General features: G+C 69.2%; 14 protein-coding genes. 12 read left to right on the forward strand and 2 right to left on the reverse strand.

What is annotated here, in order from left to right; all coding sequences use genetic code 11:
- Positions 1-40 precede the first annotated feature (40 nt).
- Positions 41-619, forward strand: coding sequence for a hypothetical protein (locus HTV45_RS13410; RefSeq protein ID WP_215205963.1), 579 nt, complete (start codon positions 41-43; stop codon positions 617-619).
- 87 nt (positions 620-706) lie between these two features.
- On the opposite strand, the gene HTV45_RS13415 is transcribed toward HTV45_RS13410, so the two are convergent.
- On the reverse strand, positions 707-1,012 hold the full coding sequence (locus HTV45_RS13415) for a ferredoxin (RefSeq protein ID WP_215205964.1): 306 nt from the start codon (positions 1,010-1,012) through the stop codon (positions 707-709).
- A 245-nt stretch (positions 1,013-1,257) separates the two neighbouring features.
- On the opposite strand from HTV45_RS13415, the gene arc reads away from it, so the two are divergent.
- The 6 genes from arc (at position 1,258) to prcA (ending at position 7,342) form a co-directional block, all read left to right on the forward strand.
- Positions 1,258-3,024, forward strand: a complete 1,767-nt coding sequence (arc, locus tag HTV45_RS13420; RefSeq protein ID WP_215205965.1) for a proteasome ATPase — start codon at positions 1,258-1,260, stop codon at positions 3,022-3,024.
- Between the two features lie 233 nt (positions 3,025-3,257).
- A complete protein-coding gene (gene dop / locus HTV45_RS13425) occupies positions 3,258-4,769 on the forward strand; it encodes a depupylase/deamidase Dop (RefSeq protein WP_368860830.1) in 1,512 nt (503 codons plus the stop codon).
- A 176-nt stretch (positions 4,770-4,945) separates the two neighbouring features.
- The gene (locus HTV45_RS13430; protein ID WP_215205966.1) at positions 4,946-5,164 is read left to right on the forward strand and encodes a ubiquitin-like protein Pup; all 219 of its coding nucleotides are present in this window, start codon (positions 4,946-4,948) and stop codon (positions 5,162-5,164) included.
- Between the two features lie 125 nt (positions 5,165-5,289).
- Positions 5,290-5,697, forward strand: a complete 408-nt coding sequence (locus HTV45_RS13435) for an endonuclease VII domain-containing protein (RefSeq protein ID WP_215205967.1) — start codon at positions 5,290-5,292, stop codon at positions 5,695-5,697.
- The gene (gene prcB / locus HTV45_RS13440; RefSeq protein ID WP_215205968.1) at positions 5,649-6,494 is read left to right on the forward strand and encodes a proteasome subunit beta; all 846 of its coding nucleotides are present in this window, start codon (positions 5,649-5,651) and stop codon (positions 6,492-6,494) included. The genes HTV45_RS13435 and prcB overlap by 49 nt, the downstream gene beginning before the upstream one ends.
- A 68-nt stretch (positions 6,495-6,562) precedes the next feature.
- Positions 6,563-7,342 (forward strand): proteasome subunit alpha, encoded by a 780-nt coding sequence (gene prcA / locus HTV45_RS13445; RefSeq protein ID WP_215205969.1) that lies wholly within the window; start codon positions 6,563-6,565, stop codon positions 7,340-7,342.
- Positions 7,343-7,548: 206 nt separating this feature from the next.
- Here the strand turns inward: prcA and HTV45_RS13450 are convergent, their stop codons facing one another.
- A complete protein-coding gene (locus tag HTV45_RS13450) occupies positions 7,549-8,559 on the reverse strand; it encodes a LacI family DNA-binding transcriptional regulator (RefSeq protein ID WP_215205970.1) in 1,011 nt (336 codons plus the stop codon).
- 93 nt (positions 8,560-8,652) lie between these two features.
- Here HTV45_RS13450 and HTV45_RS13455 point away from each other — a divergent pair, with 93 nt between their 5' ends.
- From HTV45_RS13455 to HTV45_RS13475, 5 genes are all read left to right on the forward strand, one after another.
- Positions 8,653-9,912 carry an MFS transporter gene (locus tag HTV45_RS13455; protein WP_215205971.1) on the forward strand — a complete coding sequence of 420 codons (1,260 nt, stop codon included), beginning with the start codon at positions 8,653-8,655 and terminating at the stop codon, positions 9,910-9,912.
- 9 nt (positions 9,913-9,921) lie between these two features.
- The gene (gene pafA / locus HTV45_RS13460) at positions 9,922-11,283 is read left to right on the forward strand and encodes a Pup--protein ligase (protein WP_103546365.1); all 1,362 of its coding nucleotides are present in this window, start codon (positions 9,922-9,924) and stop codon (positions 11,281-11,283) included.
- 137 nt (positions 11,284-11,420) lie between these two features.
- Entirely contained in the window at positions 11,421-12,422 is a 1,002-nt protein-coding gene (locus HTV45_RS13465) for an FKBP-type peptidyl-prolyl cis-trans isomerase (protein ID WP_215205972.1), read from the forward strand.
- Between the two features lie 60 nt (positions 12,423-12,482).
- Positions 12,483-12,854, forward strand: coding sequence for an FKBP-type peptidyl-prolyl cis-trans isomerase (locus HTV45_RS13470; RefSeq protein WP_215205973.1), 372 nt, complete (start codon positions 12,483-12,485; stop codon positions 12,852-12,854).
- Positions 12,855-12,977: 123 nt separating this feature from the next.
- Positions 12,978-13,931 (forward strand): YafY family protein, encoded by a 954-nt coding sequence (locus HTV45_RS13475; RefSeq protein ID WP_215205974.1) that lies wholly within the window; start codon positions 12,978-12,980, stop codon positions 13,929-13,931.
- Position 13,932: the final 1 nt, after the last annotated feature.

A 13,932-nucleotide genomic window follows, 5' to 3' on the forward strand; every position in this document is an offset into this window, starting at 1 on the left:
GGCCATCCCACCGGCACAGCCCTCACGGGAGACACTCCTAGTGCAGCCTTCCGCCGTCCCGGAGCTCGCCCACACCCACGCACGTCCGATCCACTGGGTGGCCACCGCCACGGCCCTCGCCGGTGTCGTGGCCCTCTCCTCGGTACTGGGCCCCGGCCCCGCGAAGGCGGCCCCGCCGCCCGGACCGCAGACGAAGAGCGCTCCGGCGCCCCTCTCCACGCCCGACTCGGCGGACGTCGAGTTCCCCCTCGAGTGCGGTCCGGTGAAGGTGGTCGTGAAGGAGAAGGCGTCCGGCGACCTCGACGGCGACGGGCTGCCTGAGACCGTGGCGGTGGTGCACTGCGACTCCCCGATGGGCACCCCGCCCGACGGCGTCTACGTCGTCACCCGGGCCGCCGGCAGCAGCGAACCACGCGTGGTGGCCACTCTCGCCGACCCCGAGGACCGCACCAACGTCGACGACTTCGCCGTTCGCGACGGCGAAGTCCACGCCACCCTGTTCGGCTACTCGTCCGCCGATGTGCCCAATTGCTGTCCCGACGTGCGCGAGAGCGTGAAATGGGGGTGGGAGAACGGCGCGTTCGTGCGGTCCACCCCCTCCGACGCCAGGAGCGTGTGACCCGCAGGCCCACGCGCGGGCGTGCGGAACGGCGCGCACACCGGGGTGTGACCGGTCAACCGGCCGTGCCGCACGGTGCCGTGCCGGTCACCCGGCGTCCGGCCCGTACACCTCGGCGCTGTCCGAAACCCGGCGGACATGGATGCACTCGCCCGGACACTCCTTCGCGGAGTCGATCACATCGGTGAGAAGCGGCAGTGGTACGGGCGTTGTGGCCCCCTTGGCCTGCAGCAACTCGTCCTGTGGGCTCTTCACATAGGCCAGACCGTCGATGTCCAGCTCGAACACCTCGGGCGCGTACTGGACGCAGATGCCGTCGCCGGTACACAGATCCTGGTCGATCCAGACCTCCAGGGCCTCGCCGACGACTTCCGCCTCCTGCTGCACGCTCATCTCTCCTGCCGTTTCCTGCGTCGAACCGAACGGGAATCCGGCCAGCTCTGACGGGTGTTGAACACTTCGACCCTACCTTCGCCTGGGTTCCAATCATCTTCGATGGGTATTCCCCTGGCGTGAGGGAGAGCGCAAGGGTGAAGATCGGACACACCCCGACCGTCTTTGTGATCTAGGGGTTTCAATCGACACCCGCCCAGGTAGGGTCTGGAAGCGTCCAGCTCCCCTTGGAGGAGGTGAGGACCGTGGCAGCCCACGACGACGACATGAACCGCGGCATCCGCCCGGGTCGCGGGTCCGAGGACCCGGCCGGGCAGATCGCCTACCTTGAGCAGGAGATCGCCGTCCTGCGACGTAAGCTCGCCGACTCTCCGCGACACACGAGAATTCTCGAAGAGCGGATCGTCGAGCTGCAGACCAATCTGGCCGGCGTGTCCGCCCAGAACGAACGACTGGCGGGCACGCTCCGTGAGGCCCGCGACCAGATCGTGGCCCTCAAGGAGGAGGTCGACCGGCTCGCACAGCCCCCGGCCGGCTTCGGCGTGTTCCTCACGGCGAACGAGGACGGCACGGCCGACATCTTCACCGGCGGCCGGAAGCTGCGGGTGAACGTGAGCCCGAGCGTCGAGCTCGGGGAGCTCAGGCGCGGCCAGGAAGTGATGCTCAACGAAGCGCTCAACGTGGTCGAGGCCATGAAGTACGAGCGCGTCGGCGACATCGTCACCCTCAAGGAGATCCTGGAGGACGGAGAGCGCGCCCTGGTGGTCGGGCACACCGACGAGGAACGGGTGGTGCGGCTCGCCGAGCCGCTGCTGGACGTCACCATCCGCCCCGGCGACGCCCTGCTCATGGAGCCCCGCTCGGGCTACGTCTACGAGGTCGTGCCCAAGAGCGAGGTCGAGGAGCTGGTCCTCGAGGAAGTACCCGACATCGGTTACGAGCAGATCGGCGGCCTCGGCGGCCAGATCGAGGCCATCCGCGACGCGGTCGAGCTGCCGTACCTCTACCCGGACCTGTTCAAGGAGCATGAGCTGCGGCCGCCCAAGGGCGTGCTGCTGTACGGACCCCCCGGATGCGGCAAGACGCTCATCGCCAAGGCCGTCGCGAACTCGCTGGCCAAGAAGGTCGCGGAGGTCACCGGCGTGGCCGCCGGCAAGAGCTTCTTCCTCAACATCAAGGGCCCCGAGCTGCTGAACAAGTACGTCGGTGAGACCGAGCGGCAGATCCGCCTGGTCTTCCAGCGGGCCCGGGAGAAGGCCAGCGAGGGCACCCCCGTCATCGTCTTCTTCGACGAGATGGAGTCCCTCTTCCGTACCCGTGGCTCCGGTGTCAGCTCGGACGTGGAGAACACCATCGTCCCGCAGCTGCTCGCCGAGATCGACGGCGTGGAAGGCCTGCAGAACGTGGTCGTGATCGGTGCCTCCAACCGTGAGGACATGATCGACCCCGCCATCCTGCGGCCCGGCCGGCTGGACGTCAAGATCAAGATCGAGCGTCCGGACGCCGAGGCGGCCAAGGACATCTTCGGCAAGTACCTCACCGAACGCCTCCCGCTGCACGGTGACGACCTCACCGAGCACGGCGGCGACAGGTCCATGACGGTCCAGAGCATGATCCAGACCGCGGTGGAACAGATGTACGCCGAATCCGAGGAGAACCGCTTCCTGGAAGTCACCTACGCCAATGGCGACAAGGAAGTCCTGTACTTCAAGGACTTCAATTCCGGCGCCATGATCGAGAACATCGTGGGCCGCGCCAAGAAGATGGCGATCAAGGACTTCCTGGAGAAGACCCAGAAGGGCCTGCGCGTCTCTCACCTCCTCCAGGCCTGCGTGGACGAGTTCAAGGAGAACGAGGACCTGCCCAACACCACCAACCCGGACGACTGGGCCCGCATTTCCGGAAAGAAGGGCGAGCGGATCGTGTACATCCGTACGCTCATCACCGGAAAGCAGGGAGCGGACACCGGACGCTCCATCGACACAGTGGCCAATACCGGTCAGTACCTGTAAAAGCCAGGGCGGCTGCGGGTGCCCCTCAGCGGGTACCCGCAGCCGACTGTTTTCCGGCGCCACGGCTGGAGCACAGCAATGACGCAAATGATCTCCCCACCAGGGCGAAGGCGTTCTAGGCTCGTCCGTACCGCCGAGTCGCGCTGTGCGGGGACGGGCACCGCACACGCACCGGAGCGCCAGCGGTACAGCAGCGCCCCCGACCGGGGACGCCGCCGGGCAAGGAGGGCCGCATGACTGTACGGCGAGTAATGGGCATCGAGACGGAGTACGGGATCTCCGTGCCCGGCCACCCCAACGCCAATGCCATGCTCACCTCGTCCCAGATCGTGAACGCCTACGCGGCGGCGATGCACCGGGCCCGCCGGGCCCGCTGGGACTTCGAGGAGGAGAACCCGCTGCGGGACGCGCGAGGCTTCGACCTCGCCAGGGAGACCGCCGACGCCAGCCAGCTCACCGACGAGGACATCGGCCTGGCCAACGTCATCCTGACCAACGGCGCGCGGCTCTACGTCGACCACGCCCACCCCGAGTACAGCTCCCCCGAGGTCACCAATCCGCGCGACGCCGTGCTCTGGGACAAGGCCGGCGAACGCATCATGGCCGAGGCCGCGGACCGGGCCGCGCAGCTGCCCGGCGCCCAGCCGATCCACCTCTACAAGAACAACACCGACAACAAGGGCGCCTCCTACGGGACGCACGAGAACTACCTGATGAAGCGGGAGACCCCCTTCTCGGACATCGTGCGCCACCTGACGCCGTTCTTCGTCTCCCGCCAGGTCTTCACCGGCGCCGGCCGCGTGGGCATCGGCCAGGACGGCCACGAGCACGGCTTCCAGCTCAGTCAGCGCGCGGACTACTTCGAGGTCGAGGTGGGCCTGGAGACGACGCTGAAGCGGCCCATCATCAACACGCGTGACGAACCGCACGCGGACGCGGAGAAGTACCGGCGGCTGCATGTGATCATCGGCGACGCCAACCTGTCGGAGATCTCGACGTATCTGAAGCTGGGCACGACGGCACTGGTGCTGTCCATGATCGAGGACGGGTTCATCGCGGTGGACCTCGCGGTCGACCAGCCGGTACGGACGCTGCACCAGGTGTCGCACGACCCGTCCCTGAAACGGCTCGTCACCCTGCGCAGCGGGCGGACGCTCACCGCGGTGCAGCTCCAGATGGAGTACTTCGAGCTGGCCCGCAAGTACGTGGAGGAGCGGTTCGGGGCCGACGCGGACGAGCAGACCAGGGATGTGCTCGTGCGCTGGGAGGACACGCTCACGCGACTGGAGAGCGACCCGATGAGCCTGGCCGGCGAGCTGGACTGGGTCGCCAAGCGGGAGCTCATGGAGGGCTACCGGCGCCGGGACGGGCTTGACTGGGACGCCCCCCGGCTGCACCTGGTGGACCTCCAGTACGCCGACGTCCGTGCCGAGAAGGGTCTCTACAACCGTCTGGTGGCCCGTGGGCGGATGAAGCGGCTGCTGGAGGAGGGAGACGTCGAGCGGGCCCGTACGGCGCCTCCTGAGGACACCCGGGCGTACTTCCGCGGACGGTGCCTGGAGCAGTACGCGGACGACGTCGCGGCGGCCTCCTGGGACTCGGTGATCTTCGATCTTCCCGGCCGGGACTCGCTCCAGCGGGTCCCAACCCTGGAACCGCTTCGCGGAACGCGTAATCACGTCAAGGAGCTCCTGGACCGCTGCCGCACGGCGGAAGACCTGGTCAGGGTCTTGTCAGGGAACTGAGCAGGCACCGGGGTACCCGGGAAGGCCGGCCGGACAGGGTGGAAATCGCCCGGTCCGGGAATCATCGAGATGGTCCCCGTACGTTGGAGCAACTGCGGGGGCATTGTCGGACCCGGCGAGTAGGGTCTGATCTTGACCGAGCAACTGTGTCGGGCGAACCGAGCGGGGTGAGGGTGATGGCGACCAAGGACACCGGCGGCGGACAGCAGAAGGCCACCCGGTCCACGGAGGAGGTCGAGGAGCAGGCGGCGGAGACGCAGGCTTCCGAGGATCTCCAGGAGCGTCAGGAAAAGCTGAGCGAGGACGTGGACGACGTCCTGGACGAGATCGACGACGTGCTCGAGTCCAACGCTGAGGATTTCGTGAGGTCCTTCGTTCAGAAGGGTGGGCAGTAAGCCCATTGTTCCTTCGACTTGAAGGTCGGGTCGGGAAACTCCAAGTGAACCAGGAGTCGGACGCGAAGCGCTGTTCACGCTGCAGACAGCGGCTGCCGAGTGCGGCCTCCGCGAGTAGCAAGGCGATGTCCGACGGTCTCCAGGCGTACTGCCGGGAATGCTCCGCTGAGCACTGCCGGCAGCGTCAGGAGGCCAAGGGGAGGAAGGTCCGGGAGAAGGTGTCGGTCCCGTCGGCGGAACGGAGTCGGATCAGCTACTCCAGGCGCAAGTACGGGCTGACACCGGAGGACTTGGACGTGCTGGTGGCGGAACAGCAGGGCATCTGTCGCAGATGCCCTGCCGCCCCGGTTGAGCACGTGGATCACTGCCACGAGACGGGTAGGGTCCGTGGCGTACTGTGCTCCAGCCGCAACGCGGCGCTGGGGCAGTTCAAGGATCGGCCCGATGCCATAAGGCGGGCTGCCGCATACGTGGAAGGAATCGCGTGGAAGCCAACACTCGTAGCACCGGGCGTCTACCGGCTGCCTTCCTGACGCCGGGCTCTTCTTCCTTCATGGATTTCCTCTCCGAGCAGCAGCCGGAACTGCTGCCGGGCAAGAGGACGTTGCCGCCCGTGAAGGGCGTGATCGAGGCGCCGCACGGGACGACGATCGTGGCGGTGTCCTTCCCCGGCGGGGTCGTGCTCGCCGGTGACCGGCGGGCCACCATGGGGAACGTCATCGCGCAGCGGGACATCGAGAAGGTGTTCCCGGCGGACGAGTACTCGGCGGTGGGGATCGCCGGTACGGCCGGGCTGGCCGTGGAGATGGTGAAGCTGTTCCAGCTGGAGCTGGAGCACTTCGAGAAGGTCGAGGGCGCGCAGCTGTCGCTGGAGGGCAAGGCGAACCGGCTGTCGACGATGATCCGCTCGAATCTGGGCATGGCGATGCAGGGGCTGGCCGTCGTTCCGCTGTTCGCCGGGTACGACGTGGACCGTGAGAAGGGGCGCATCTTCTCCTACGACGTCACGGGCGGGCGTTCGGAGGAGCAGGGGTACGCCGCGACCGGTTCCGGGTCGGTCTTCGCGCGCGGTGCGATGAAGAAGCTCTTCCGGAGCGATCTGACCGAGGCCGAGGCCACCACGCTGGTGGTGCAGGCGCTGTACGACGCGGCAGACGACGACTCGGCAACCGGTGGTCCCGATGTCGCCCGCCGGATCTATCCGATCGTCACGGTGATCACCGAGGACGGCTTCCGCCGGCTCACCGAGGACGAGGGTTCCGGTATCGCCCGGTCCGTGCTGGAGCGGCGGATGGAGCAGCCGGACGGTCCGCGGGCCTCGCTGCTGTAGGCCGCGGGCGGGTTGTTCGGTTGTTCCAGGGTGGTCCAGTGACTTCGACAGAAAGGGACGGATAACCGGTGTCGACGCCGTTCTATGTCTCACCTCAGCAGGCGATGGCCGACCGGGCGGAGTACGCCCGCAAAGGCATCGCCCGTGGACGCAGCCTCGTTGTGCTGCAGTACGCCGACGGCATCGTGTTCGTCGGCGAGAACCCGTCCCGTGCGCTGCACAAGTTCAGCGAGATCTACGACCGGATCGGGTTCGCCGCGGCCGGTAAGTACAACGAGTACGAGAACCTGCGGATCGGTGGCGTGCGCTACGCCGATCTGCGGGGCTACACCTACGACCGGGCCGATGTGACGGCCCGCGGTCTGGCGAACGTGTACGCGCAGACGCTGGGGACGATCTTCTCGAGTGCGGCGGAGAAGCCGTACGAGGTGGAGCTGGTGGTGGCCGAGGTCGGGGAGACCCCGGAGGGCGATCAGATCTACCGGCTGCCGCACGACGGCTCCATCGTGGACGAGCACGGCTCGGTGGCGGTGGGCGGTAACGCGGAGCAGATCAGCGGGTACCTGGACCAGCGGCACCGGGACGGGATGACGCTGGCGGAGGCGCTGGAACTGGCGGTGCAGTCCCTCTCCCGCGACACCAACGGCAGCGAGCGGGAGATTCCCGCTGAGCGGCTGGAGGTCGCGGTACTGGACCGCACGCGGCCGCAGAAGCGGAAGTTCAGGCGGATCGGAGGGCGGCAGCTGGGGCGCCTGCTGGAGGCCGGCGGCGCGGAGACGGCGTCGGACGCGGATACGGAGGCAGAGGCGGGGGGCCCGGAGACCGGCTCCGGCGGTGACGTCGAGTAACTCGGCGCAGCGCCCTCCGCGCCGGGCGCGCAAAGGCCACCGGCGTGCCCGCACGAGGCGCCCGGCCACCACAGTGGGGTGCGCGTCGTACGGCGCGACGGCACTCCGTGAGCGCCGGGCTGCGCAACGCCCCCGCCCACAGCCACGCCGGTGGCGGGTGACACGGCCCGCGCCTCACGGCAACAGCCGCGAGGCGCGGGGCCCCCTCACCGCGGGGGCGCCGTCGAGCCACGTACGACCAGGTCGACAGGGATGTCACCCGCCGCGGGGGCACGGCCCTCCAGTACCGCGAGCAGCGCCGCCATGCCCCGTTCCCCGAACAGCTCCGCGTCCAGACGGACCGTCGTCAGCTCCGGATCGATCGCCGTCGCCAGCGCCAGATCGTCCAGCCCGGTGACGGACAGGTCCTCGGGGATCCTCAGCCCCAGCCGCCGCGCCGCCTTGTACGTCCCGGCCGCCAGGTGATCGTCGTCGCAGACCACGGCCGTCGGGGGCTGCACGCTGCCGGAGAGGGCCGTCTCCGCCGCCGCCTCCGCGCCCCGGATGGAGATCGGAGCCCGCGCCGTGCGCAACGACGCGCCCGGAACCTCCCGCAGCCGCGCCACCAGCTCCCGCGCGCGGACCTCGAAGGTCCAGGACGCCACGTCCGCGGCCAGGTGGAGGAAGCGGCGGTGGCCGAGGCCGAGGAGGTGGTCCGTGACCTGGCGGACACCGCCGGCGATGTCGAGGTTGACCGTGGCCGCGCCGACACTGGCCGCGGGGTCGCTGTCCAGCATCACCAGCGGCAGCTGGTCGCCGCGGATCGCGGTCAGGGCCTCCGCTGCCATGGAGGAGGCGATCACGCCGTCCAGGGCGGCCTGGGCGGAGGCGAACGGGTCGCGGGCGGGGCCGATGCCCTCGGGGGAGGGGTAGAGGACCACCCCGAAGCCGTGCTGGGAGGCCACCCGGGCCGCTCCCGTGTAGACGCCGGCGAAGAACTCCGTGGTGAGCGCGGGGACGACCAGCAGGACTGTGCGGGTGCGGCCGAGGCGGAGGTTGCGGGCCGCCAGGTTGGGGCGGTAGCCCAGGGTGCGCGCGGCCTCGCGGACGCGCTCCGCCGTGGCCTGTGAAACCCGGCCGCGCCACTTCTCGCCGAGGACCAGGGAGACCGCCGCCTGGGAGACGCCCGCGGCCTGGGCGACGTCCCGGCTCGTGGGGCGGGTGCCGGCTCTGGGCATCGTCGGCCGCTCCTTCGTCTGGACTGGTGACCAGCCGACATGGTACGTATGAACACCTTAGTTATACGTAACACTTCCAAGGGGGACGCCGGAATGGCCACCGGATACCTGGAGATCCTCCGGGCGCGGCACGCCACCCGGCTGCTCGCCGGCACACTCGTGGGGCGGCTGCCCAACGCGACCGCCGCCCTCGCGATCGTGCTGTTCGTGCGCGCGGAAGGCGGCTCGTACAGCCTGGCCGGTGCCCTCGCGGCGGTGTACGGCGTCGCCAACGCCGTCGGGCAGCCCGTGCTCGGGCGGCTGGTGGATCTCCGGGGACAGCCGCGGGTACAGCTGCCGGCCGCCGTGCTGTCGGCGCTGGCGATGACCGTGTTCGCCCTGGTGGGCACCGGGTCGCCCGTGGTGGCCTACGGCGCGGTGGCCGCCGCGGGACTCTTCACCCCGCCCCTGGAGGGCGGGCTGCGGGCGCTGTGGGCCTCCGTGCTGCCCCGGCAGGACCATGTCCACCGGGCCTACGCGATGGACGCCGTGGCCCAGGAGGTGATGTTCACCGTCGGGCCGCTGCTGGTCACGGTGTGCGCCTCGCTGTGGTCCGCGCAGGCGGCGCTGCTCGTGCTGAACGTCATCGGGGTGCTGGGCGCCCTGTCCGTCGTCGTCTCACCGCCCTCGCGCGCCTGGCGGTCGGCGCCGCGCGAGGCGCACTGGCTGGGCGCGCTGCGTTCGCCGGGACTGCTGGCGCTGCTGGGTGCCTTCCTGGCCGTGGGGGTGGCGCTGGGCTCCATCACGGTGGCGGCCCTGTCGTACGCGGACGGGCACGGCGGGGACCAGGTGTACGGCTGGCTGATGGCGGGGATCGGGCTGGGTGCCCTGATCGGCGGTCTGGCCTACGGGGCGAGGGAGTGGGCCGGTGAGCCCGCCCGGCGGCTCCAGGTGCTGGTGGCCCTGCTGGCGGTGTGTTACCTGCCGCTGATGCTGATGCCGGGCGTGGTGGCCATGACACTGCTCACCGTGGTCGCCGGTCTCTTCCTGGCGCCGGCGATCGCCTGTGCGTTCGTGCTCGTGGACCGGCACGCGCCGCGCGGGACGGTCACGGAGGCGTTCTCCTGGCTGGTGACGACCTTCACCGTGGGCGCGTCGGTCGGGACGGGACTCACCGGCCCGGTGGTCGAGGCCGGCGGGGCGCTGTGGGGGTTCGTCGTGCCGGGCGCCGCGGGCGGCGTGTCGCTGCTGGTTTTGATCGCCACCGGACGGGTATTGGCGATTCCCGGTGGGAGAGCGGTGGTTGCGGTCGGTTCGGAAAATGATCCGAACCGTGCCCTGAAACCTCGTTTGAGCTCGGGGGATCGGGCGTAATGTTCCCTCATGGACCGCCGCATTTTCGGGCTGGAGAACGAGTACGGCGTCACGTGCACGTTCAGGGGACAGCGCCGCCTGTCGCCTGACGAGGTGGCGCGGTACCTCTTCCGCCGAGTCGTGTCATGGGGCCGAAGCAGTAACGTCTTTCTGCGGAACGGCGCCCGCCTCTATCTCGACGTGGGGTCACACCCGGAATACGCAACGCCGGAATGTGACAACGTGACCGAGCTGGTCACCCACGACAAGGCCGGCGAGCGCATTCTCGAAGGACTCCTGGTGGACGCCGAACGACGCCTGCACGAGGAGGGAATCGCGGGCGACGTCTACCTTTTCAAGAACAACACCGACTCCGCCGGAAACTCCTACGGGTGCCACGAGAACTATCTCGTCGCCCGGCACGGGGAGTTCTCCCGGCTGGCGGACATCCTCATCCCCTTCCTGGTCACCCGCCAGCTGCTGTGCGGTGCGGGCAAGGTGCTGCAGACGCCGCGCGGTGCCGTGTACTGCGTCAGCCAGCGCGCCGAGCACATCTGGGAGGGCGTCTCGTCCGCGACGACCCGTTCCCGGCCGATCATCAACACGCGCGACGAGCCGCACGCGGACGCCGAGCGCTACCGCCGGCTGCACGTCATCGTGGGCGACTCGAACATGTCCGAGACGACCATGCTGCTCAAGGTCGGCGCCACCGACCTGGTGCTGCGCATGATCGAGGCGGGCACCGTCATGCGTGACCTCACCCTGGAGAACCCGATCCGGGCGATCCGCGAGGTCAGTCACGACATCACCGGGCGCCGGAAGGTGCGCCTGGCCAGTGGCCGGGAGGCCTCCGCGCTGGAGGTGCAGCGCGAGTACTACGAGAAGGCGGTGGACTTCGTCGAGCGCCGGGGCATCCGCACCGGCACCGTCGAGCAGGTGCTGGAGCTGTGGGGCCGGACGCTGGACTCGATCGAGTCCGAGGACCTCGACCGCATCGGCACCGAGATCGACTGGGTCATGAAGTACAAGCTCCTCGAGCGGTACCGGGCCAAGCACAACATGACCATGTCGCACCCCAGGGTCGCGCAGATAGACCTCGCCTACCACGACATCCACCGGCGCCGGGGTCTGTACTACCTGTTGGAGAAGAGGGGACAAGCCGCCCGGATCTGCAATGATCTGAAGATCTTCGAGGGCAAGTCCGTGCCGCCGCAGACCACTCGGGCCCGGCTGCGGGGCGACTTCATCCGGCGGGCCCAGGAGCAGCGCCGGGACTTCACCGTCGACTGGGTGCACCTCAAGCTCAACGACCAGGCCCAGCGCACGGTGTTGTGCAAGGACCCGTTCCGTTCGGTCGACGAGCGGGTGGAGAAGCTGATCGCCGGAATGTGAGAAACACGTTCCGTCAGGGATCCCGGAAGACCCGGAACGTCACACGGGCGCCGTACGTTACACCGTGCGGCGCCCTTCTCACGCCGTAGAGTTGCGCGGACGCCATCCACAAGATCGATGATTACGAGGCCCCCACCGTGCGCCGACGCTCACTTCTCATTGCCGTTCCCGCTGGACTGGCCACCCTCGCCGCGTGCGGCGGCGGCGAGTCCGACTCGGACGAGGCCGGCGACAGCGCGTCGCCCTCGGCGCCCGAGGGGTCCCCGGCGGCGCCGCCGAAGATCGTGGACGGCCCGCTCCCGGCGATCACGGCGGGCACGGAGTTCGGGGAGAAGCCGACGGTCGCCAAGGGCAGCGGGGACCCGTCCAAGGACCTCGCGGTCAAGACGGTCATCGCGGGCGGCGGCAAGACGGTCGCCGAGAACGACTTCGTCGTGGCCCACTACCTGGGCCAGGTCTGGAGCACCGCGAAGGTGTTCGACAACTCCTACGACCGCAAGAGCCCGCTGGCCATCCAGCTCGCCCAGGGCAGCATCATCGACGGCTGGCGGTACGCGCTCACGGGCAAGAAGACCGGCAGCCGCGTGCAGATGGCCGTCCCGCCCACCTGGGGCTACGGCGAGCAGGGCAACGAGCAGGCGGGCATCAAGGGCACCGACACACTGGTCTTCGTGGTCGACGTGCAGGACGCGTTCAACGCCAAGAGCTCCGCCCAGGGCAGCGAGGTGGCGCAGGACAACAAGGACCTGCCCAGGGTCGGCGCCAACACGGACGGCAAGGCGCCCTCCATCGAGGTGCCCGACACCGATCCGCCGAAGAAGCTCGTGGCCGGCTATGTCCTCGAGGGTGACGGCGAGGAGGTCGGCGCCGACAACAGCGTCCTCGTGCAGTACAAGGGGGTGCTGTGGGACGGGGGCAAGGAGTTCGACTCCACCTACGGCCGGGGGCAGCTGACGTCGTTCTCGCTCCAGCAGGTCGTCAAGGGCTGGGCGCAGGGGCTGACCGGCAAGAAGGTCGGCAGCCGGGTCCTGATCGTCATCCCGCCGGAGCTGGGATACGGGGACAACCCGCCGCAGGGCAGCGACATCAAGAAGGACTCCACGCTGGTCTTCTCGGTCGACATCCTTGCGAAGCTGTGACGCCGTGAGATGTAAGACTGTGCGTGTTCGCCTTTCCGCAGACAAGCAGGAGCGTTAGACGTGAGCATCGACAAGCCCGAGATCGACTTCCCGGGCGGCGAGCCCCCGGCGGACCTCGAGATCAAGGACATCTGGGAGGGCGACGGCGAGGTGGCCCAGGCGGGTCACACCGTCACCGTTCACTACGTGGGAGTGGCGTTCAGCACGGGCGAGGAGTTCGACGCCAGCTGGAACCGTGGCAACCCCTTCCGCTTCCCGCTGGGCGGCGGCCGGGTCATCAAGGGCTGGGACCAGGGCGTGCAGGGCATGAAGGTCGGCGGCCGCCGTCAGCTGACCATCCCCGCGCACCTCGCCTACGGCAACCAGAGCCCCACCCCGGCGATCAAGCCCGGTGAGACCCTGATCTTCGTGGTCGACCTGCTCGGCGTCTGATCCGACCGGAGTCGATCGGGAAGGGCCCATGCCTGTCCGGGCATGGGCCCTCCGCTTTTACCCCGCCGCCGCGGGGCGGTACGGTCATCGATCGTAAGCACCATAGGGAGGCGGAGCGCGTCGATGGCCATTGCCAAGGCCGAGCGGCTGATGAATCTGGCGCTGTGTCTGCTCGGGACCCGGCGGCCGCTCAGCAAGCGCGAGCTGCGTGAGTCCATCGAGGCCTATCTCGAAGCGGGCTCGGACGACTCCTTCAATCGCATGTTCGAGCGTGACAAGGATGATCTGCGCGAACTCGGACTGGTGATCGAGACCGTCGACAACCTCGACGGGGAGACCGGCTACCTGGCCCGCCGTGACAGCAACCGGCTGCCGGCCATCACCCTCGACGCCGAGGAGGCCGCCGCACTCGGGCTCGCCGCCAAGGTGTGGCAGCAGGCCCGGCTCGCCGGAGCGGCCAGCGGCGCCCTGCAGAAACTGCGCGCCGCGGGACTCCCCGAGGACGTCGACCCGTACGGGGCCCACAGCGCGCTCGAACCGCGCATCCCCGTGCACGAGGCGGCCTTCGAGCCGCTGATGCTGGCCTGCCGGGACCGGCGGCCGGTCGTCTTCGACTACCGCAAGGCCAACGCCGCCCAGCCCGAGCCCCGGCATGTCGAACCGTGGGCGCTGGAGTGCTGGCGCGGCCACTGGTATCTGGCGGGCTGGGACCGTGACCGGCGCGCCGAGCGGGTCTTCCGGCTCTCCCGCATCACCGGCAAGGTGCGCTCGCGCAGCGGCCGGTACACCGTCCCGGTGCCGGACGTCGTCACCGTACGGGAGACCGTGGCGAGCTGGGCCGGGGAGACCGCCGACCGCTCGGCGCGCATCCGGCTGCGCTCCGACGCCGGTTACCCGCTGCGGGCGAAGGCCACCGCGGTCCGGGAACTCGGCGACGGCTGGGACGAGTTGGAGATTCCGTACGGGCACGGCCTGGACGCCTGGCTGGTGGAGTTCGGGCCCGACGTGGTGGTCCTCGAGCCCGCCGAGCTGCGGGCCGACGTGGTGGACCGGCTGCGCGCCGTGGCCAAGGGCTGAG

This window comes from Streptomyces sp. CHD11, from assembly GCF_018638295.1.
Taxonomy (GTDB): Bacteria; Actinomycetota; Actinomycetes; order Streptomycetales; family Streptomycetaceae; genus Streptomyces.

Coding starts and splice junctions, on each gene's coding strand:
- HTV45_RS13475 (WP_215205974.1), top strand. CDS start 12,978: ATGGCCATTGCCAAGGCCGAGCGGCTGATGAATCTGGCGCTGTGTCTG.
- dop (WP_368860830.1), top strand. CDS start 3,258: ATGACTGTACGGCGAGTAATGGGCATCGAGACGGAGTACGGGATCTCC.
- HTV45_RS13450 (WP_215205970.1), bottom strand. CDS start 8,559: ATGCCCAGAGCCGGCACCCGCCCCACGAGCCGGGACGTCGCCCAGGCC.
- pafA (WP_103546365.1), top strand. CDS start 9,922: ATGGACCGCCGCATTTTCGGGCTGGAGAACGAGTACGGCGTCACGTGC.
- HTV45_RS13430 (WP_215205966.1), top strand. CDS start 4,946: ATGGCGACCAAGGACACCGGCGGCGGACAGCAGAAGGCCACCCGGTCC.
- HTV45_RS13415 (WP_215205964.1), bottom strand. CDS start 1,012: ATGAGCGTGCAGCAGGAGGCGGAAGTCGTCGGCGAGGCCCTGGAGGTC.
- HTV45_RS13455 (WP_215205971.1), top strand. CDS start 8,653: ATGGCCACCGGATACCTGGAGATCCTCCGGGCGCGGCACGCCACCCGG.
- HTV45_RS13435 (WP_215205967.1), top strand. CDS start 5,290: ATGTCCGACGGTCTCCAGGCGTACTGCCGGGAATGCTCCGCTGAGCAC.